Origin of the sequence: Pseudonocardia sp. N23, assembly GCF_002583555.1 — a bacterium.
Classification (GTDB): domain Bacteria; phylum Actinomycetota; class Actinomycetes; order Mycobacteriales; family Pseudonocardiaceae; genus Pseudonocardia.
This window is the reverse complement of sequence record NZ_BEGX01000019.1, coordinates 22,912-37,778: the sequence shown is the minus strand read 5'-3', so window position 1 is coordinate 37,778 and position 14,867 is coordinate 22,912. Positions and strand designations below refer to the sequence as shown.

The window sequence follows — 14,867 nt, the reverse complement described above, 5'->3', positions numbered from 1 at the left end:
CCTACAGGATGATCGAGACGGTGCCGCCCGCCTCGACGATCCCGTGGTCGAGGGTCGCGACGCGTTCCCGGACGAGGAAACCAGCCCCGTCGGGCACCAGGACGAACCGGTAGGTGCCGAGGAAGTGGTCCAGCTTGCCGAGCCGGGTGCGCATCACGTGGAAGTTCGCGGCGACCGTGATCTCCCCGGTCTCCCCGGGCGGGCCGTCCAGCCGTACGTTGGTCACGAACCGGCGGGTCCGCGAGCGCGGGCTCTCCGCGTGGGCGTGCTTGCTCGTGAGCCGCACGACCCGGCCGCCGAGGCGCGTGTGGTCGTCGTGGATCACCTGCAGCGTGTGCCGCGGGTCGAGGTGGTCGGACCCCGGTGCGGGGACCCGGTACTCGACGTCGGGGTGCATGAGGGCGAACCACTCGTCGAGGCGCCACCCGTCGAGCAGCGCCGCCTCCCGGTAGAGGAACTGCTCCACCTCGTGCTGGAGGGCGGCGGGGACGGTGGTGAGCGGACCGGTCATCGGGTCTCCAGGGTCAGCAGGACCTCGGCCAGCCCGTCCGGAGCGGCGAGGAAGGGGCTGTGCGAACCGTCCAGCCACGTCACCCCGGTCCCCAGCCGCGAGCGGGCGGCGGCCGTGGCCCAGGCGCCCGAGACCGCCCGGTCGGACCGGCAGCCGACGTAGTGCATCGGCACGTCCGGATAGGCGGCCAACGGAGTCGTCTCGGCGACCGGCGTGGGCGACTGCGGGCGCAGCCGTGCCGCGGCCGCGGCGGCGACCTCGGGCGGGCAGTCGTGGTAGAAGAGCTCGGTCGCGACGTCGGCCGGCCACACGGTCCGGCCCCGGTCGTCGCGGTCCTGCTTGGGGAGCCCCTCGGTGTAGAACCAGTCGGCCATGGGCCGTTCGTCGCCGAGCTGGTTCCGCCACGAGCGGCCCGGGTCCGGCAGCAGCGAGGCGAGGAACACGAGGGCGCCGATCCGGACGCGGTCGGGTACGAGCGGGATCGCGAGTCCGGCCAGCGAGTGGCCCACGACGACGTCGTGCCCGGGCCGGCGGACGGCGCGGGCGATCACGTCGGCGTACGCCGCGGCGCCGGGCCCGATCTCGTCCGACGGCAGGGTGACGGCGGTGGCGTCGTGCCCGCGCCGGCGCAGCGCCGCGATCTGGTCGGCCCAGCACCACGGTCCGTGCCAGCCGCCGTGCACGAGGACGAAGTGCGTCATGCCGGGGCCTTCGGCCCGGAGCCGGCCCGCTGCTTCTCGGCGAGGGTCTGCCCACCGACGAGGACCTCCGTCGCGGGGATCTCGACGATCCAGACGCGCACGGAGGTCTCCGGCGCGGAGATCGCCTCCGCGGCCGCGGCGGACACGGCGCGGATCAGCGCGTCCTTCTGCTCCGGGGTCCGGCCGGCACCGAGGTTGATCTGGATGAACGGCATGGGTATCTCCTCTACTCCGCGCCGAGGGTGACGCTGCCCAGCCCGCTGAGCGTGGCGGTGACGGTGCTGCCGGACAGCAGCGGGACGGGGGCGGTGAGGCCCCCCGAGAGCACGACCCAGCCCGCCTCCAGGCGGCGGCCGGTGGCCACCAGCTGGTTGGCCATGTAGGCGACGGCCGCGGCCGGGTGCCCCATCACGGCGGCACCGGCGGCGGACTCGACGACCCGGCCGTCGACCTCGAGCACGCAGCCGGTCAGCGCGAGATCACCCGTGGGCGCGACCAGGTCGTCCCCGAGCGCGAACACGGCGGAGGACGCGTTGTCGGCGACGGCGTCGAGGTGGGTGAACGTGAACCCTTCGTACCGGCTGTCGATCACGTCGAGCGCGGGGCACACGTAGCGGGTCGCGGCCAGAACGTCGGCGACCGTGACGCCGGGGCCCTCCAGAGGCTGCCCCAGCACGAACGCGATCTCCGGCTCGACGCGCGGGTGGATCAGCTCCTCGAGCGACAGCCGGCTGCCGGAGGTGCGGACCATTCCGCTGGTGACGAGCCCGTGGAGCGGGCGGTCCACGCCCATCGCGATCTGCTTCGCCCTGCTCGTCAGGCCGAGCTTGCCGCCGACGAGCCGCTCGCCGCGGCCCAGCCGCAGCGCGACCACGCCGCGCTGCACCTCGTAGGCGACAGCCAGGTCTGTCAGCCCGTCGCCGCTCAACGGGGTGATCGGCGCCGGTGCGGTCGCGGCGTCGTCGAGCCGTGCGGCCCATGTCGCGACGTCGGTCATGCCGCACTCCCCACGGCCGAGCTGAAGGTGACGCCCACGTGACCGAGGTGCTCGAAGTCGGCCCGCACGGTGTCCCCGGGGCGCATGTCCACGGCGCGCGTACAGGTCCCGGGCATGATCAGGTCGCCCTCGCGGAGCGCCCCGCCACCGGGTGCGATCGTGTTGGCGAGCCAGGCCACGGCCTGGGCCGGGTTGCCCAGCACCGCGCCGCTCGCACCTGTCTCGACGATCTCGCCGTTGCGCCGCAGGACCACCCCGATCAGCCGCGGGTCCAGCCCGGTGATCGGGGTCCGGACCCCGCCGAGCACTACCCGCGCCGACGACGCGTTGTCGGCGACGGTGTCCACGATCCCGATCTGCCAGTCCTGGATCCGGGAGTCGATGATCTCCAGGGCCGGGAGCACGAAGGCGGTCGCCGCCAGTACGTCGGCCACGGTCACCCAGGGTCCCTGCAACGGCCGGTCCAGGACGAACGCCAGCTCGGGCTCGACGCGGGGGGCGATGAGCGCGTCGACGGGCAGCGGCTCGCCCTCGGGATGGAACATGGACCCGAGCAGGTGGCCGAAGTCGGGGCGGTCGACGCCGAACTGCTGCTGCATGACCCGGGCGGTCAGGCCGACCTTGTGACCTCGCACGGAGTCGCCCTGCTCGACGCGCAGCCGGATGCCCTCGAGCTGGATCCGGTACGCGTCGTCGACGTCGGCGCCGGGGTGCCGGCGGCTGATCGGCTCCACCGGGACCGAGCGCTGCTCCGCGTCCCACAGCTGTGCGGCCAGCCGCCGGACATCCTCTTCGGTGAGTGACATGGCCCCAGCGTCGGAGCTGCGTGGGCGCCGCAGTAGCGATCGGTCCGCCGAGTGGACCGGCCGGCTCGCGGGGTGTCAGGTGGACCGGTCGGGCGCCTGTGCGCGCACGTCCGCGAGCATTGTCGGGTCGAGTCCCGACGACGCTCGGACGACACTGATCTGCCCGGTTCGTTCGAGGACGACCCACCCCACCTCGCGCGGGTCCCCGATGCCGGCGAGCCGCAGCCGCTGGCGAATCTCGTCCTCGGTCACCCGGGCCCGGCGCATCGCCTCGTGCCGCATCCCGCCGGTGTCCATGAGCAGAACGGGGTCGCGGTCGAGGAGGCGCCGGACGGCACGGATGCGCCGGCAGCGGCCCAGCAGCCGCTGGACGGCGAACAACGTCGTCAGCGCGACGACCCCCGTACCGAGGGTCGGCACCTCGAGCAGCGTCGTCCGGCCGAGCACCGCGCCGGCTGCGGCGACGCAGGCCAGCTCGTACCCCGACAGGGCGACGAGGCTGCGCTGGCCCGAGATCCGTACGAGCGCGACGAAGAACAGGTACATCGCGACAGTTGCGACGACGACCCGCACTGCCGCAGTGAGATCGATTCCGAGATGATCGGGCACTGCATTCCTCCGCAGGAGCCGCGGCACCCGCCCGGACGCTCAGCGCGGCCGATCCCGGATGCGTCCAGGTCCGTCCCGATGCTGGCGAGGGAGTGTTACCCGTCGCGCAATCGGTCCCGGGAGTGGACCACGACGAGGGAGGCGCTCGTCACGGTCGTGAGCGGGTCGTCCGCGGTGTCGAAGAGCGGCGGAACCCGCGAACGCGGCGGCTGTCGACCAAATGCCGGCTCGCTACCCCGACTATCGCGGTTACGTGCCGCCAGCCGCGTTCGCAGGACCACTCGTGCTGTGCTGCAACGTGGGACCACCTCCCGTCCGGGGCGCCCGCCCGGGATCGGCTCCCAGCGCTCTCGTCGCTCGTACTCGTACGCGTCGCAGAGCAACGTCCCGTTGCGTCCCCCAGGTCTCCCTGCCCACCTCCGTGACGATGAAGTTGATCGTCTCAGGCCTGCAGTCGGCGATCCGCGAGAACTCACGGGTCGCGACCTCGGCGAGCTCGGGCTTCTGCTCGAGGGTGCGGCCGGGAAACCAGTCCACGCGAATGAACGGCATAGGGGTCGACCTCCAGCTGTCGAGTGCTGACAACCCAGGGTGGGGCACGGCGCTCGGCGCCGCGATGCACACTCTGGACAACAAAGGACTGCTGATTCGCCACTCCGGCGAGATGAGTCGGCGGTGCCCGACATCTGCGGATGCTCCGGACGAGCGACTCAGCCCGGCCATTCCTGCTCTCACCTGCTGGGACAGGCCGTCGGGGACCTCACGTGGCCCGAACAATGGCGCCGACTCCCGCCGTCACCGCGGCGACGTCGCGCTCGTTGCTGACGAACGGCGGTACCGCGCGGCCGTTCTCGACGAAGTCGGGCTCATTTCTGCTCGAGGTGGCGCGCGTCGAGGACTTGCTCGACGTGCCGGTCGAGAGCGGCGGCCTGAGTCAGGTCGATCTCGCGGAAGCTGATCGACGCGCGGTCTGGCCGCAACTGCCCGACCTTCCACACCGCCGCCTCTGCGATGGTCGCAATGACGGCAACGCCTCCGGAGGAGTTGCCGTCGGGCCCGAGCATGGTGAGGACGTCGCCGTACGCGAGGATGCCGCCGACCGGGTAGCTGCTGTCGAGGATGTTCGAGGGATGGCCGCCGGCGTGGCCCTCCTGCTCTCGGGCCCATTCGAAGCGATGGGGATCGCGCCGGACAGCGAGGCGGTCGGAGTTGAGGTCCATCGGGCCCGAGGGAAGAACCCGAGCGCCTGCCGGCCGAGACGACCGGGGTGGTCCTGGACCGTCGTCTGCAGCCCCGGGTCGACGATCTCGGAGCATGTCACCTCGTGGATGGTGGAAGTGCTCCTTCGGAAAGGTTGCACATGGAAGCATGTGGTGGGTGCGGGCCGCGTCACGCTGCCGCTTCGCCGACCGGGTCAGGATCGTCTCGACGAGCGGTGAGCAGCGCCGCCGTGCGTCCCGACAGCACCGCGAACACGGCTCCCGCCACGACGGCGGCTGCCGCCACCAGGGCGGGGTGGTCGGCGCCTGCGTGAGTGATCGGCACATCGGTCGCGACCATGGTCGCGACGGTGACGGCGAATCCCACCACGATCGCCGGCGTCGCGCTGAGTACCAGGATCCGCGACAGCGCGATCATCAGGGCGCTGCCGAGTCCGACCCCGATCCCGAGGATCAACGTGCTGCCGCCTGCAGCATTGATCGCAAGGAGCGTCACGGTCGCGACGGCGATGCCCACCAGGTTGGCCAACGCCGACAGGGTGGCGCCCCGTACGCCGCTTCCTACGAGGAATGCGCACGCCCACGCGAGGAAGACGACCCACACCGGCAAGGGCAGGATCGTCGCCGTCAGCCAGGTGGAGATCGCTCCCCATACACCCACCGACACCGTGAGTGCAGTCTTCTCGCCCATGTCGGGTCCTCTCGATGGAGTTCGGCCCGAAGAGAGTAATTTCGGTCGGAACTTTGTGTTCAGGAGCTTCAGAGCAGCTATGAGCTGCTGAAACTATAGCTTCCAGTACGCCCATCCTCAAGATATCATTTCACATGAAATCTATGAGGAGGAGTACGGATGGCTGACATCGAGTTCCGACCGACACCATCGGACTACGTCTTCACGTTCGGGGGCGCGGCTCCGGTCCGGACGGTGCAAGCCGGCGACGTGCTGCGACTGTGGAGCGAGGACGCGTTCGGCGGGGTGCTCCAGCGCACGACCGACCGGCCGACTGAACTGCTCGACACGCGGTACCTGAACCCGCAGACGGGACCCTTCTACGTCGAAGGTGCTGAGCCGGGCGATACGCTGGTGCTGCACATCGTCGACCTCACCCCCGCCCGGGACTGGGCAGCGTCGACCACCATCCCGTTCTTCGGCGGCCTGACCGGTACCGACCGCACCAGAACGCTCCAGCAACCGCTGCCCGAACTCACCTGGATCTATCAGATCGACCGTGCGCGGAACGTCGCTCTGTTCGAAGCGCGGCGACCCGTCGCCGGTCGCGAGCCGTTCTCGGTCGAGCTTCCGATGGAACCGATGCTCGGGACGGTCGGGGTGGCTCCCCCGCTGCGGGAGGTCCGGACCTCCCTGACCCCCGACAACTTCGGAGGCAACATGGACACGCCCGAGATGCGCGCGGGCGCCACCGTCTACCTCCCGGTCAACGTTCCAGGCGCACTCTTCTCGATCGGCGACGGTCACTACCGGCAGGGTGAGGGCGAGAGCTGTGGAACGGCGATCGAGGGTGCAATGGACTCGACGCTGATCGTCGAGCTGATCAAGGGGCATGCTCCGGCCTGGCCTCGGATGGAGAACGACGAGTTCATCATGACCGTCGGTTCCTCGCGCCCACTGGAGGACGCATGGCGAATCGGGCAGGTGGAGATGGTCGACTGGCTCAGCGAGCTACACGGACTCGACCAGCTCGACGCCTACCAGCTCCTGACCCAGATCTCCCTCACACCGATCGCCAACGTCGTCGACGTCAACTACAGCGCGGTCACGAAGGTCCGGAAGTCCCTGCTGCCGGAGGCCGCCGCCTACGGTGCCATCCACCGCGACCTGAGAGAGCGTGCGTCCAGGGTCCTCTGAGTTCGTGACGAACGAACCAGGCCGGCGTCGTTGCGACGCCGGCCTGGTTCCGGTGGTGACGTGCGACGCGTCAGTGACCGTGTCCATGGCCGCGGCCGTCGGCGTGCTCGTCCTCGTGGGCGAGCAGCCGTTTTTCTTCGTCGGTGCGCACTTCGAGCTCGGTGGCCGAGAGGATGCCTCGAGCCTCGAGCAGGCGGAAGAAGGCACCTGTGAACTGGCGGTAGTACACCGCCGGGTCACAGGTGTCGGTGATGCCGCTGCGCTCGATCTCGTCGATCAGCAGGGTCTTGAACTCGTCCCACCGGTACAGGCCCTGCTCGTGCAGGCTCACGACCATGCCGAACGCGCGGCTCTGCCACGGTGCGTCAAAGGTCGGCTCGCCGTTGGAGCGTGGGATCGCCGCGACGCCGTCGAGGTCGGGGACGGTGATCGACGCGGTCACGCCGGCTCGTCCACGATCGCGACGCCCACCATCGAGTCGCGGCTGACGATCCCAGCCAACTGCTCGGCACTCCAGCCGTCGGTACCGGCAGGACGCTGGGGCAACACCAGGTAACGCAGCTCGGCGCTGGTGTCCCAGACGTCGATCCGCACGTGCGGATCGAGCTGCACGCCGAACTCCGCGAGAACCTCGCGCGGCTCCTTGACGACCCGCGCACGGTACTGGGGGTACTTGAACCACGCCGGTGGGATCCCCAGCAGTGTCCACGGGTAGCACGAGCAGAGCGTGCACACGATGACGTTGTGCACATCGTCTGTGTTCTCCACGGCCAGCAGGTGCTCACTCTGCAGGCCGGTGAAGCCCATCGACCCGATCGCTGCGGTGGCGTCGCGCAGGAGCCATTCCTTGAAGTCCGGTTCCGTCCACGCACGGGCGACGACCTTGGCGCCGTTCATCGGGCCCATGTCGTTCTCGAACGCGTTCACAACGGCGTCGACGGCCGAGGACTCGGCCAGGCCACGCTCGACGAGCAGCGACTCCAACGCTCGGACACGGGCCTCGACGTCGTCGAGCGACATCCAGCTCAGCTTGCCGCTCTCGAGTTTTTCGGGGGTGGTCATGGTTGTGCTCTCCCGCTTTGGTCAGGTGGGTCAGACGGCGTCGAGGTAGCTCTCGAACAGGTCCGCGTAGAGGTGGAAGTCGCCCTGTCCCGCTGCGACCTCGGAACCCCACAGATCGGCCTTGTCGAATCGAACCGTGTAGAGGTGGTTGGGCTCGTCGGTCTGGCGGTGGGCGCTCGACGCTGGATCGTGATGAGCTCCGTGGTGCCAGTGCACGACGCCGACCGCGCCGTTCAGGTAGCCGGGAAGGCGGTTGTGCGTCGCGACGTTGATGTTGCGGACTCGAACGGTGTCACCGGGCGAGAACCGCGCTTTCTCGTCGGTGTCGAGATTGTGCGGAGAGCCAGCCCACAGGACGCTCATCATCTTCTCGGCGAGAGGGCTGAGCTCAGCAGGCTTCGAGGGGTTCGCGGTGAATGAACCCGCTGGTTGGGTGCGGACCCGTTCGTCGATCTCCTCGTGGGTGATGATCCCCTTGTCGTTGAGCAGCTTCTCGACCGAGTAGAGCCAGTGCTCGTAGTAGTTCGAGTCCGTGTAGTGCGCCCACGGCATCAGTTCGATGCCGTGGCGCTGCTCGTCGAGATTGAAGGCGCCACCTACGATCGCCATGGCGGTGAGGGCATGCATACGACCCTCGAAGGGGTACCGGAAAGGCGGCTGCTCGGGGTCCTTGAAGACCTCGATCACCGGGCCGAGGCCGTCGCGGCCACCTACATCGTGCGGTCCATGCATCGGCGGGTCACTCCTCCACGTCGTCGTCGTGCACGACGCCGTGCTCCGGCGCCGTGCGAGGACCCTAGACGCGGTGAGGGCAAGTTTCATTTCATATGGTTTGTTTTCACCCGGAACGACTAATCGTCGTCGCGTCTCGCACGCCTGAGTACACGTCAGCCCGCGGTCGAGCTCGCCTCTTGTGCGGAGATCATCCTGGTCAGGGTGTCGAGCAGGTGGTTGAAATCGACCACTCCGAGTCGCGTCTCGAGCTCCTCCTTCACGGCCTCCTCCTCGTTGATGACCTGTCTGATCAGCGGCTCCCCGCGATGCGACATGTAGAGGAGGGCGCGTCGGCGGTCCACGGGGTCGACCCGCCGATGGAGGAGATTGAGCTGGGTGAGTCGGTCGACGACCCGCGTCAGCGTCGCTGGAGCGAGCACTGCCTGCTCTGCGACCTCGGCCATCGAGTGGCCCTGTCCGTCGGTGAGCTGCAGCAGCACGCGGTACTGGTCGACGGTCAGTCCCGTTGCCCGCAGCACCTCGTCGAGCCGGTCGTTCGCATGCCTCTCGGCCTGTGCAAGTAGTAGCGCGAGGCTGACCGGGGCCGTAGGGTCTTCCATGCCGAGCATCCCTCCCTGAAACACGATGTTTTCAAGCGACAGCATTTCACATGAGACAGTTCGAGGGGCAAGCCTGAGCAGTCGAAGGAGACCTGATGAGTCGTGCTGGACGCGACACGGTCGACCTCGCCTTCGTCATGCCACTGCAGGGCTCGGCCGGCATCTACGGGGCATCGTGTGAGGCGTGCGCAACGCTCGCCGTCGAAGAGCTGAACGCCCGGTCCGGGTTGCTCGGGCGCGAGGTCCGCCTGACCGTGGTCGACGGCTCCGCTCCTCCCGAGATCGTCGCCGACCAGATCGACGCCCTGATTACGATGGGTGCGGTCGACGCCGTGACCGGTTGGCACATCTCGGCGGTGCGCCGAGAGGTCGCACGCCGGACCGCGCACCGCGTTCCCTATGTCTACGCACCGCTGCACGAGGGTGGAGAGAACACACCCGGTGTCTTCATGGCCGGAGAGACTCCGGCGTCGCAACTTGTGCCCGCCATGCAATGGATGACGAGCCAGCTCGGGGCGCGGCGTTGGTTGCTCGTCGGGAATGACTACATCTGGCCGCGTCTGACCGGCGCCGTGGCACGCTTGGAGGCGCGGCGAGCGGGGACGCCGCTACTGGCCGAGACATATGTGCCCCTGGGCACCACTGACTTTTCACGGGTCCTGCACGAAATCGAAGTGTGCGGCGCTGACACAGTGATGATGTTGCTCGTCGGTCAGGACGGTGTCGAGTTCAATCGGCAATTCGCTGAATGGGGCCTTGTCGGCGTGGTGGAGAGGCTCAGTCCCCACGTCGAAGAGAATATGCTGCTGGCAGGGAGCGGGGCGGCCAATACCGGCCTGTTTGCGGCGGCGGGATACTTCGACGGACTGAATACGACGCAAAGCCTGGAGTTTGCAGCGCGGTACTACCAGCGCTTCGGTGCCGGTGCACCTCCGCTCAACAGCATCGGCGAGTCTTGTTACGAGGCAATGCTCCTCCTCGCTCAACTGGTCACGCGCGCCGGCAGTCTCGACGTCTATCGGATGATCACCGCCGCCGAGGGTCTGGTCTACGAGGGTCCTCGGGGCACTGTGCGAATGAATGGAAACCAGCTCGAACAGAGCGTCTACATGGCGGTGGCCCAGGAGCTGGAGTTCGACATTCAGGACCAGTTGACCACTGTCTGACCCAGCTTCACCCAAGTTGTCGGTGAGTTGCGCGGGTAAATCGGTCTGAAAGTATGTTAATTTCGACTGGCTGGTGGATTCAGTGAGTCGAGTGCGTGAGTCCCGACCTCTGCCGGAGGATGCCTGCGATATGGCGTACTTGCCGTTCGCGCTGACCATCTTGCGCTCGTGATGTGAACCGCAGTCAGTCGACCATGGCAATTCCAGGTCTGATTCGGGGAGTTCTGTCTTGTTCTCTCGGCAATAGTGGGGTGTCGGCATTAGTCACGATCGGGCGAGCCCGGCCGTGCGCCGCGATGCCGGACGCACAGGTGCTGCTGCCGTGCAGCACGGACTACTCGATGCCCAGCGACCACGCCGTGATCGCCGGTGCGCTCGTGGTTGGCCTATGGATCCTGCAGCGCAGGCTGGGGGTGGTGGCTGCGGTTCTCGCGCTGCTGCTGGCGTTCTCGCGGGTCTATGTCGGGGTGCACTATCCGACTGATGTGGCGGTGGGCCTGCTGTTCGGGGCGGCTGTGGCCGCCGCCGTGGTGCTCGGACTGCGCGGCCCGGCGGCTGCCGTGGCCGAGCGGTTGCGCGACACCTCTTTGCGGCCGGTGATCTGCTCCCGGCGTGAGGCCGGCAAGAGCCCGAGGGCGTGAGCAGGCCTGGTCGCGCGACGAGCATGTGTCGACGCTCCTGAGTCTCGTTGCTCCGGCGCCACGGCCAGTCACCCGACTGCGGCGCCGAAGAGGTGTCCGATGCCGTAGGTGACGGCGAGTCCTGCGGCACCGCCGATGACCACCCGCAGAACCGCGCGGCGGGCACCGCCACCACCGATGCGGGCGCTGATCCAGCCGGTCAGGCCGAGCGCGACGAGTACGACGAGCACGGTGACAGGGACCCGCCACGCCGGAGGTGGTAGCAGGATGGCGATGAGCGGGAGCGCGGCGCCGAGCAGGAACGACAGCGCTGATGCCGCAGCGGCGTGCGTCGGGCTGGTCAGCTCGTCGGGGTTGAGGTTGAGCTCCGCGTCGAGGTGCGCGGCGAGCGCGTCGTGGGCGGTGAGCTCGGTCGCGACGGTGCGTGCGGTAGCCGGCGTGAGGCCCTTGGCTTCGTAGAGGGCGGCGAGCTCGTGGAGTTCGGCCTCGGGGTCCTTGACGAGCTCATGGCGTTCGGTGGCGAGCTGGGCCAGTTCGGAGTCGCGTTGGCTGCTGACGGAGATGTACTCCCCGAGTGCCATCGATACTGCGCCGGCGGTCAGCCCGGCGACACCGGCGATGAGGATGGGGCCGCGTTCGAGTGTCGCTCCGGCGACTCCGACGACGAGGCCGGCCACGGAGACGATGCCGTCGTTCGCGCCCAGCACGCCGGCGCGCAGCCAGTTGAGCCGCGAGCTCAGCCCTCCGACGTGGGCCTCACCGAGGTGTACCTGCCGGGCGCCCGCTGTGTTGCCCACCGGCGGGCTGCCGGGTCCGTCCTGCGGGGTTCCGGCCGCGGTCGTGCCGTCGTCGGTCAACGAGGCTCACCCTTCCCTTCCTCCCGAGACCATGGCGGTCGCAGTCAACGGTGCTGCTCCCTCGGTCCGAGCGCCGCTCCTGGTCCGGACCGGTGAGAGGGTGGAGTATGCCGAGCGCTGTCGCACATGGGAACCGGTCGAGTGCGGCGCGTAGCCGCGCGGAGGCGCCCTTGGCGGGGGCAGGGTTGCAGGCGCCGAGGACGGTGTCGGTCTGCGAGAGGTCGAGGGTGGTGGTGTGTGCGGACACGGTGGTCTCCTCGACGCGGAGAGGGGGTCAGGCGGGGGAGAGGAACAGCGTCTCCGTCTGGGCGCGGTCGAGCTCGCTGTCCGCCCGGCTGTCACTAGTCTCGTCGCATGCCTTCCTCCCGGGTCCCGGTGCTGGACCTGCGGGAACTCATGGACATGGCCGAGGCGGCCTCACCCGTCGAGGCGATCGACGTCATGGCCGATGCGATGGCCGCGATGTTGTCGGCGACCGACGTCTGGTTCTGGATCACCGACCTCAGCGGGCGGGCGGTCGCGCGGTTCGGTGGCACGGACGCCAACGCGGCCCGGCTCCATCAGGGCGCCGCCGAGGACGTTCCCGTCGTTCAGCTGGCGGGCACGGTCTATGAGGGGGTTCTCCGCTCGCAGCGACCCGATCTTCGTACCGACCGCGACGGGAGCAGGCTGATCGTGCCGGTGACCGACCGGGGCGACACGATGGGCGTCGTCGAGGTGCGTCTGCCGGAGACCCCCGACGGGTTCGCGATCGCGGACATCGCGGCGGCGGCCCGGGCTCTCGCCTACGTCGTGGTCGGCAGCCGTCGGCACACCGACCTGTTCGAGTGGGCGCAACGCAGCACCCCGTTCTCCCTCGCCGCGGAGATCCAGCGCCGGCTGTTGCCGAGCGCGTTCACCTGCGAGGCGGGGCAGTTCACCGTGTCGGGCTGGCTGGAGCCTGCCAACGCCGTCGGCGGGGACACCTTCGACTACGCCCTCGACCGCGACAGCCTGCATCTGTCCATCACCGACGCCGTCGGGCACGACGTCACCGCCGCCCTTCTCGCCACGGTGCTGGTGGGCAGCCTGCGCAACGGCCGTCGTCATCAGCTCGACCTGCTGGACCAGGCCGGCCGTGCCAACGATGCGCTCGTCGCCCACTCGCGGCCCGGGGAGTTCGTGACCGGGCAGCTCGTCCGCGTCGACCGGGCTCGTGCGCGGCTGGCCGTCGTCAACGCGGGACATCCGTTGCCGTACCGGGTCCGTGGGGGTGAGGCCGCCGTGATCGAGCTGGGGATCGACATCCCGTTCGGCCTCTACGCCGGCCACGAGTTCGCGGTGCAGCACGTCGACCTGCGCGCGGGGGACCGGATCGTCCTGGTCACCGACGGGATCCTGGAACGCAACGCCGAGGTTGTCGACGTCGAGGCGCTCCTGGCCGCGACCGCTGACCGGCATCCCCGCGAGGTGGTCTACACCATCGGCGAGGAGGTCCTGGTGGCCACGGGCGGCGATCTGCGTGACGACGCCACGGTCGTCTGCCTGGACTGGCACGGCGGCCCGCCGCTCGGCCGGCCGGACTGACAGCCGGCGCTCAGGGTGCGGCGACGGTGCTTGAGGATCTTTCCCTGAGGGTCGACGGGGAGCTCGTCGACGAGGTGGACCGCCTTCGGGACCTTGTAGCTCGCCAGCTCCATGCGGCAGTGCTCGATCAGCTCGTCCTGGGTGAGCGCGTGGCCCGCGCGGAGCACGATGAACGCCGTGACGGCCTCGGACCGGTACGGGTCCGGCAGCCCGACGACCGCGGCGCGCTCGACCGCGGGATGGGTGTGGACGACCCACTCGACCTCCTGGCTCGACACGTTCATCCCGCCGGACTTGATCATGTCCTTGAGCCGGTCGTGGAAGAACAGGTTGCCCTCGGCGTCGACGCGGACGATGTCGCCGGTGCGGACCCACCCGTCGCGGAAGACGGCCGCGGTGCGCTCGGGGTCGTCGAGGTAGCCCAGCATGGCCGACGGGGTGCGGCAGATCAGCTCGCCGATCTCGGCGTCGTCGTCCTCGGCGTCGACGACACGGATCTCCAGGTGGGTCACGGGCTTCCCGATCCAGGTGGGATCGGCACCGGGGACGTCCGCGAGGGTCTTGAGGAAGCCGACGGTCCCGAGCTGGGAGAGCTCGGACTGTCCCCAGTAGGTGCCCCACATGACCTCGGGTGCGGCGGGGGCCCACGCGTCGATGACGTGTGGCGGGATCTGGCCGCCGTAGGTCATGCAGCGCCGCACCCGGCCGACGGTGTCCGGGCCGAAGGAGTCCTGTGTGGACAGCGTGATGTAGAAGGTAGGGGTCTGGGCGATCACGGTGACGCCCTCGCCCCCGATGATCCGCAGGGCCGTGGCGGGGTCGGCGGTGGCGGGCAGGGACGAGGGTGGCGCCCATCAGCGTCAGGCTGGTCATCGAGCCCAGCCCCGCGATCGTGTGGAACGGCATCACGAACAGCCAGGTGTCGGCCGGTCCGGTCTGCAGACCCCAGCCTCACGCCGGCGCCGTCGAGGCCAGGTAGTTGCGGTGCGGGATCAGCACGCCCTTCGGCTCCGCCTCGGTCCCGGAGGTGTAGACGATCAGCGCGACATCGTTCTCGTCGAGCTCGACGTCGGGCTCCGCGCTGGGCTGCCCGGCCAGCAGCTCGTCGAGGTCGGGGCCGTAGGTCAGCGGGTCGACGCCCGCAGGCTCGGCGACGGCGGCGAAGACGTCCTCGGCCAGGACGAGTGCCGCCCCGCTGTGCCGGAGCCGGTGGTGACCTCGGCCTCGCGGTAGAGCGGGTTGACCCCGGTGAACGCCGCGCCGATCTTGAGGGCGCCGTAGTAGGCCGCGACGACGTCGACCCCGTTGCGCGCCATCGAGGCGATCCGCCCGCCGCGGCCGATCCCGCGGGAGGCGAACAGCGCCGCGAAGCGGTTCGCGCGCTCGTCGAGGTCGCTGTAGGTGGTCTCGGTCCGGTTGCCCGCGGGGTCGTAGGCGATGATCGCGGGCCTGCGCGGCTGCGTGCGGGCGTGCTGGGGTGCAGGCCGTCGATCTCCGCGCACGCGACGACGATCGCGGGGACCTGGGCGA

At 69.3% G+C, this 14,867-nt stretch carries 19 protein-coding genes and 1 pseudogene; 4 read left to right on the top strand and 16 right to left on the bottom strand.

What is annotated here, in order from left to right:
- Position 1: 1 nt before the first annotated feature.
- The 9 genes from TOK_RS07050 to TOK_RS07010 all read right to left on the bottom strand — a co-directional run bounded on the left by TOK_RS07050 (position 2) and on the right by TOK_RS07010 (position 5,535).
- The gene (locus tag TOK_RS07050; RefSeq protein WP_098956991.1) at positions 2–511 is read right to left on the bottom strand and encodes an aromatic-ring-hydroxylating dioxygenase subunit beta; all 510 of its coding nucleotides are present in this window, start codon (positions 509–511) and stop codon (positions 2–4) included.
- Positions 508–1,212 carry an alpha/beta hydrolase gene (locus tag TOK_RS07045; RefSeq protein ID WP_098956990.1) on the bottom strand — a complete coding sequence of 235 codons (705 nt, stop codon included), beginning with the start codon at positions 1,210–1,212 and terminating at the stop codon, positions 508–510. The genes TOK_RS07050 and TOK_RS07045 overlap by 4 nt, the downstream gene beginning before the upstream one ends.
- Positions 1,209–1,427: a tautomerase family protein gene (locus tag TOK_RS07040; protein WP_098956989.1), complete on the bottom strand. Its 219-nt coding sequence runs from the start codon at positions 1,425–1,427 to the stop codon at positions 1,209–1,211. Before TOK_RS07040 ends, TOK_RS07045 begins: the two co-directional genes overlap by 4 nt.
- Before the next feature lie 11 nt (positions 1,428–1,438).
- Entirely contained in the window at positions 1,439–2,209 is a 771-nt protein-coding gene (locus TOK_RS07035) for a 2-keto-4-pentenoate hydratase (RefSeq protein ID WP_098956988.1), read from the bottom strand.
- Positions 2,206–3,015, bottom strand: coding sequence for a 2-keto-4-pentenoate hydratase (locus tag TOK_RS07030; protein ID WP_098956987.1), 810 nt, complete (start codon positions 3,013–3,015; stop codon positions 2,206–2,208). The genes TOK_RS07035 and TOK_RS07030 overlap by 4 nt, the downstream gene beginning before the upstream one ends.
- Before the next feature lie 75 nt (positions 3,016–3,090).
- Positions 3,091–3,624, bottom strand: a complete 534-nt coding sequence (locus TOK_RS07025; protein WP_141566291.1) for a DUF421 domain-containing protein — start codon at positions 3,622–3,624, stop codon at positions 3,091–3,093.
- A 249-nt stretch (positions 3,625–3,873) separates the two neighbouring features.
- Complete coding sequence (locus tag TOK_RS07020; protein ID WP_098956985.1) at positions 3,874–4,176, bottom strand: tautomerase family protein; 303 nt, start codon at positions 4,174–4,176, stop codon at positions 3,874–3,876.
- 314 nt (positions 4,177–4,490) lie between these two features.
- The gene (locus tag TOK_RS07015) at positions 4,491–4,844 is read right to left on the bottom strand and encodes a hypothetical protein (protein WP_172457452.1); all 354 of its coding nucleotides are present in this window, start codon (positions 4,842–4,844) and stop codon (positions 4,491–4,493) included.
- A 169-nt stretch (positions 4,845–5,013) separates the two neighbouring features.
- On the bottom strand, positions 5,014–5,535 hold the full coding sequence (locus TOK_RS07010) for a DUF1097 domain-containing protein (protein WP_098956983.1): 522 nt from the start codon (positions 5,533–5,535) through the stop codon (positions 5,014–5,016).
- 159 nt (positions 5,536–5,694) lie between these two features.
- Here TOK_RS07010 and TOK_RS07005 point away from each other — a divergent pair, with 159 nt between their 5' ends.
- Entirely contained in the window at positions 5,695–6,711 is a 1,017-nt protein-coding gene (locus TOK_RS07005; RefSeq protein WP_098956982.1) for an acetamidase/formamidase family protein, read from the top strand.
- A 70-nt stretch (positions 6,712–6,781) separates the two neighbouring features.
- Here the strand turns inward: TOK_RS07005 and TOK_RS07000 are convergent, their stop codons facing one another.
- The 4 genes from TOK_RS07000 to TOK_RS06985 all read right to left on the bottom strand — a co-directional run bounded on the left by TOK_RS07000 (position 6,782) and on the right by TOK_RS06985 (position 9,152).
- Complete coding sequence (locus tag TOK_RS07000) at positions 6,782–7,153, bottom strand: nitrile hydratase accessory protein (RefSeq protein WP_098956981.1); 372 nt, start codon at positions 7,151–7,153, stop codon at positions 6,782–6,784.
- Positions 7,150–7,773: a nitrile hydratase subunit alpha gene (gene nthA / locus TOK_RS06995; protein ID WP_098956980.1), complete on the bottom strand. Its 624-nt coding sequence runs from the start codon at positions 7,771–7,773 to the stop codon at positions 7,150–7,152. Before nthA ends, TOK_RS07000 begins: the two co-directional genes overlap by 4 nt.
- A 30-nt stretch (positions 7,774–7,803) precedes the next feature.
- Entirely contained in the window at positions 7,804–8,505 is a 702-nt protein-coding gene (nthB, locus tag TOK_RS06990; protein ID WP_098956979.1) for a nitrile hydratase subunit beta, read from the bottom strand.
- Between the two features lie 155 nt (positions 8,506–8,660).
- Entirely contained in the window at positions 8,661–9,152 is a 492-nt protein-coding gene (locus TOK_RS06985) for a MarR family winged helix-turn-helix transcriptional regulator (protein ID WP_098956978.1), read from the bottom strand.
- A gap of 50 nt (positions 9,153–9,202) precedes the next feature.
- On the opposite strand from TOK_RS06985, the gene TOK_RS06980 reads away from it, so the two are divergent.
- A complete protein-coding gene (locus TOK_RS06980) occupies positions 9,203–10,273 on the top strand; it encodes a substrate-binding domain-containing protein (protein WP_098956977.1) in 1,071 nt (356 codons plus the stop codon).
- Between the two features lie 194 nt (positions 10,274–10,467).
- Entirely contained in the window at positions 10,468–10,914 is a 447-nt protein-coding gene (locus TOK_RS06975) for a phosphatase PAP2 family protein (protein ID WP_098956976.1), read from the top strand.
- A gap of 68 nt (positions 10,915–10,982) precedes the next feature.
- On the opposite strand, the gene TOK_RS06970 is transcribed toward TOK_RS06975, so the two are convergent.
- Positions 10,983–11,711 (bottom strand): VIT family protein, encoded by a 729-nt coding sequence (locus TOK_RS06970; RefSeq protein WP_098957011.1) that lies wholly within the window; start codon positions 11,709–11,711, stop codon positions 10,983–10,985.
- A gap of 414 nt (positions 11,712–12,125) precedes the next feature.
- Between TOK_RS06970 and TOK_RS06965 the strand changes: the two genes are divergently transcribed.
- Complete coding sequence (locus TOK_RS06965; protein ID WP_098956975.1) at positions 12,126–13,337, top strand: PP2C family protein-serine/threonine phosphatase; 1,212 nt, start codon at positions 12,126–12,128, stop codon at positions 13,335–13,337.
- On the opposite strand, the gene TOK_RS33240 is transcribed toward TOK_RS06965, so the two are convergent.
- Both TOK_RS33240 and TOK_RS33230 read right to left on the bottom strand, forming a co-directional pair.
- Positions 13,226–14,173, bottom strand: a complete 948-nt coding sequence (locus TOK_RS33240; protein ID WP_216361884.1) for an AMP-binding protein — start codon at positions 14,171–14,173, stop codon at positions 13,226–13,228. The two genes, TOK_RS06965 and TOK_RS33240, sit on opposite strands and share 112 nt — an antisense overlap.
- 115 nt (positions 14,174–14,288) lie before the next feature.
- Positions 14,289–14,839: pseudogene (locus TOK_RS33230) on the bottom strand (AMP-binding protein).
- Positions 14,840–14,867: the final 28 nt, after the last annotated feature.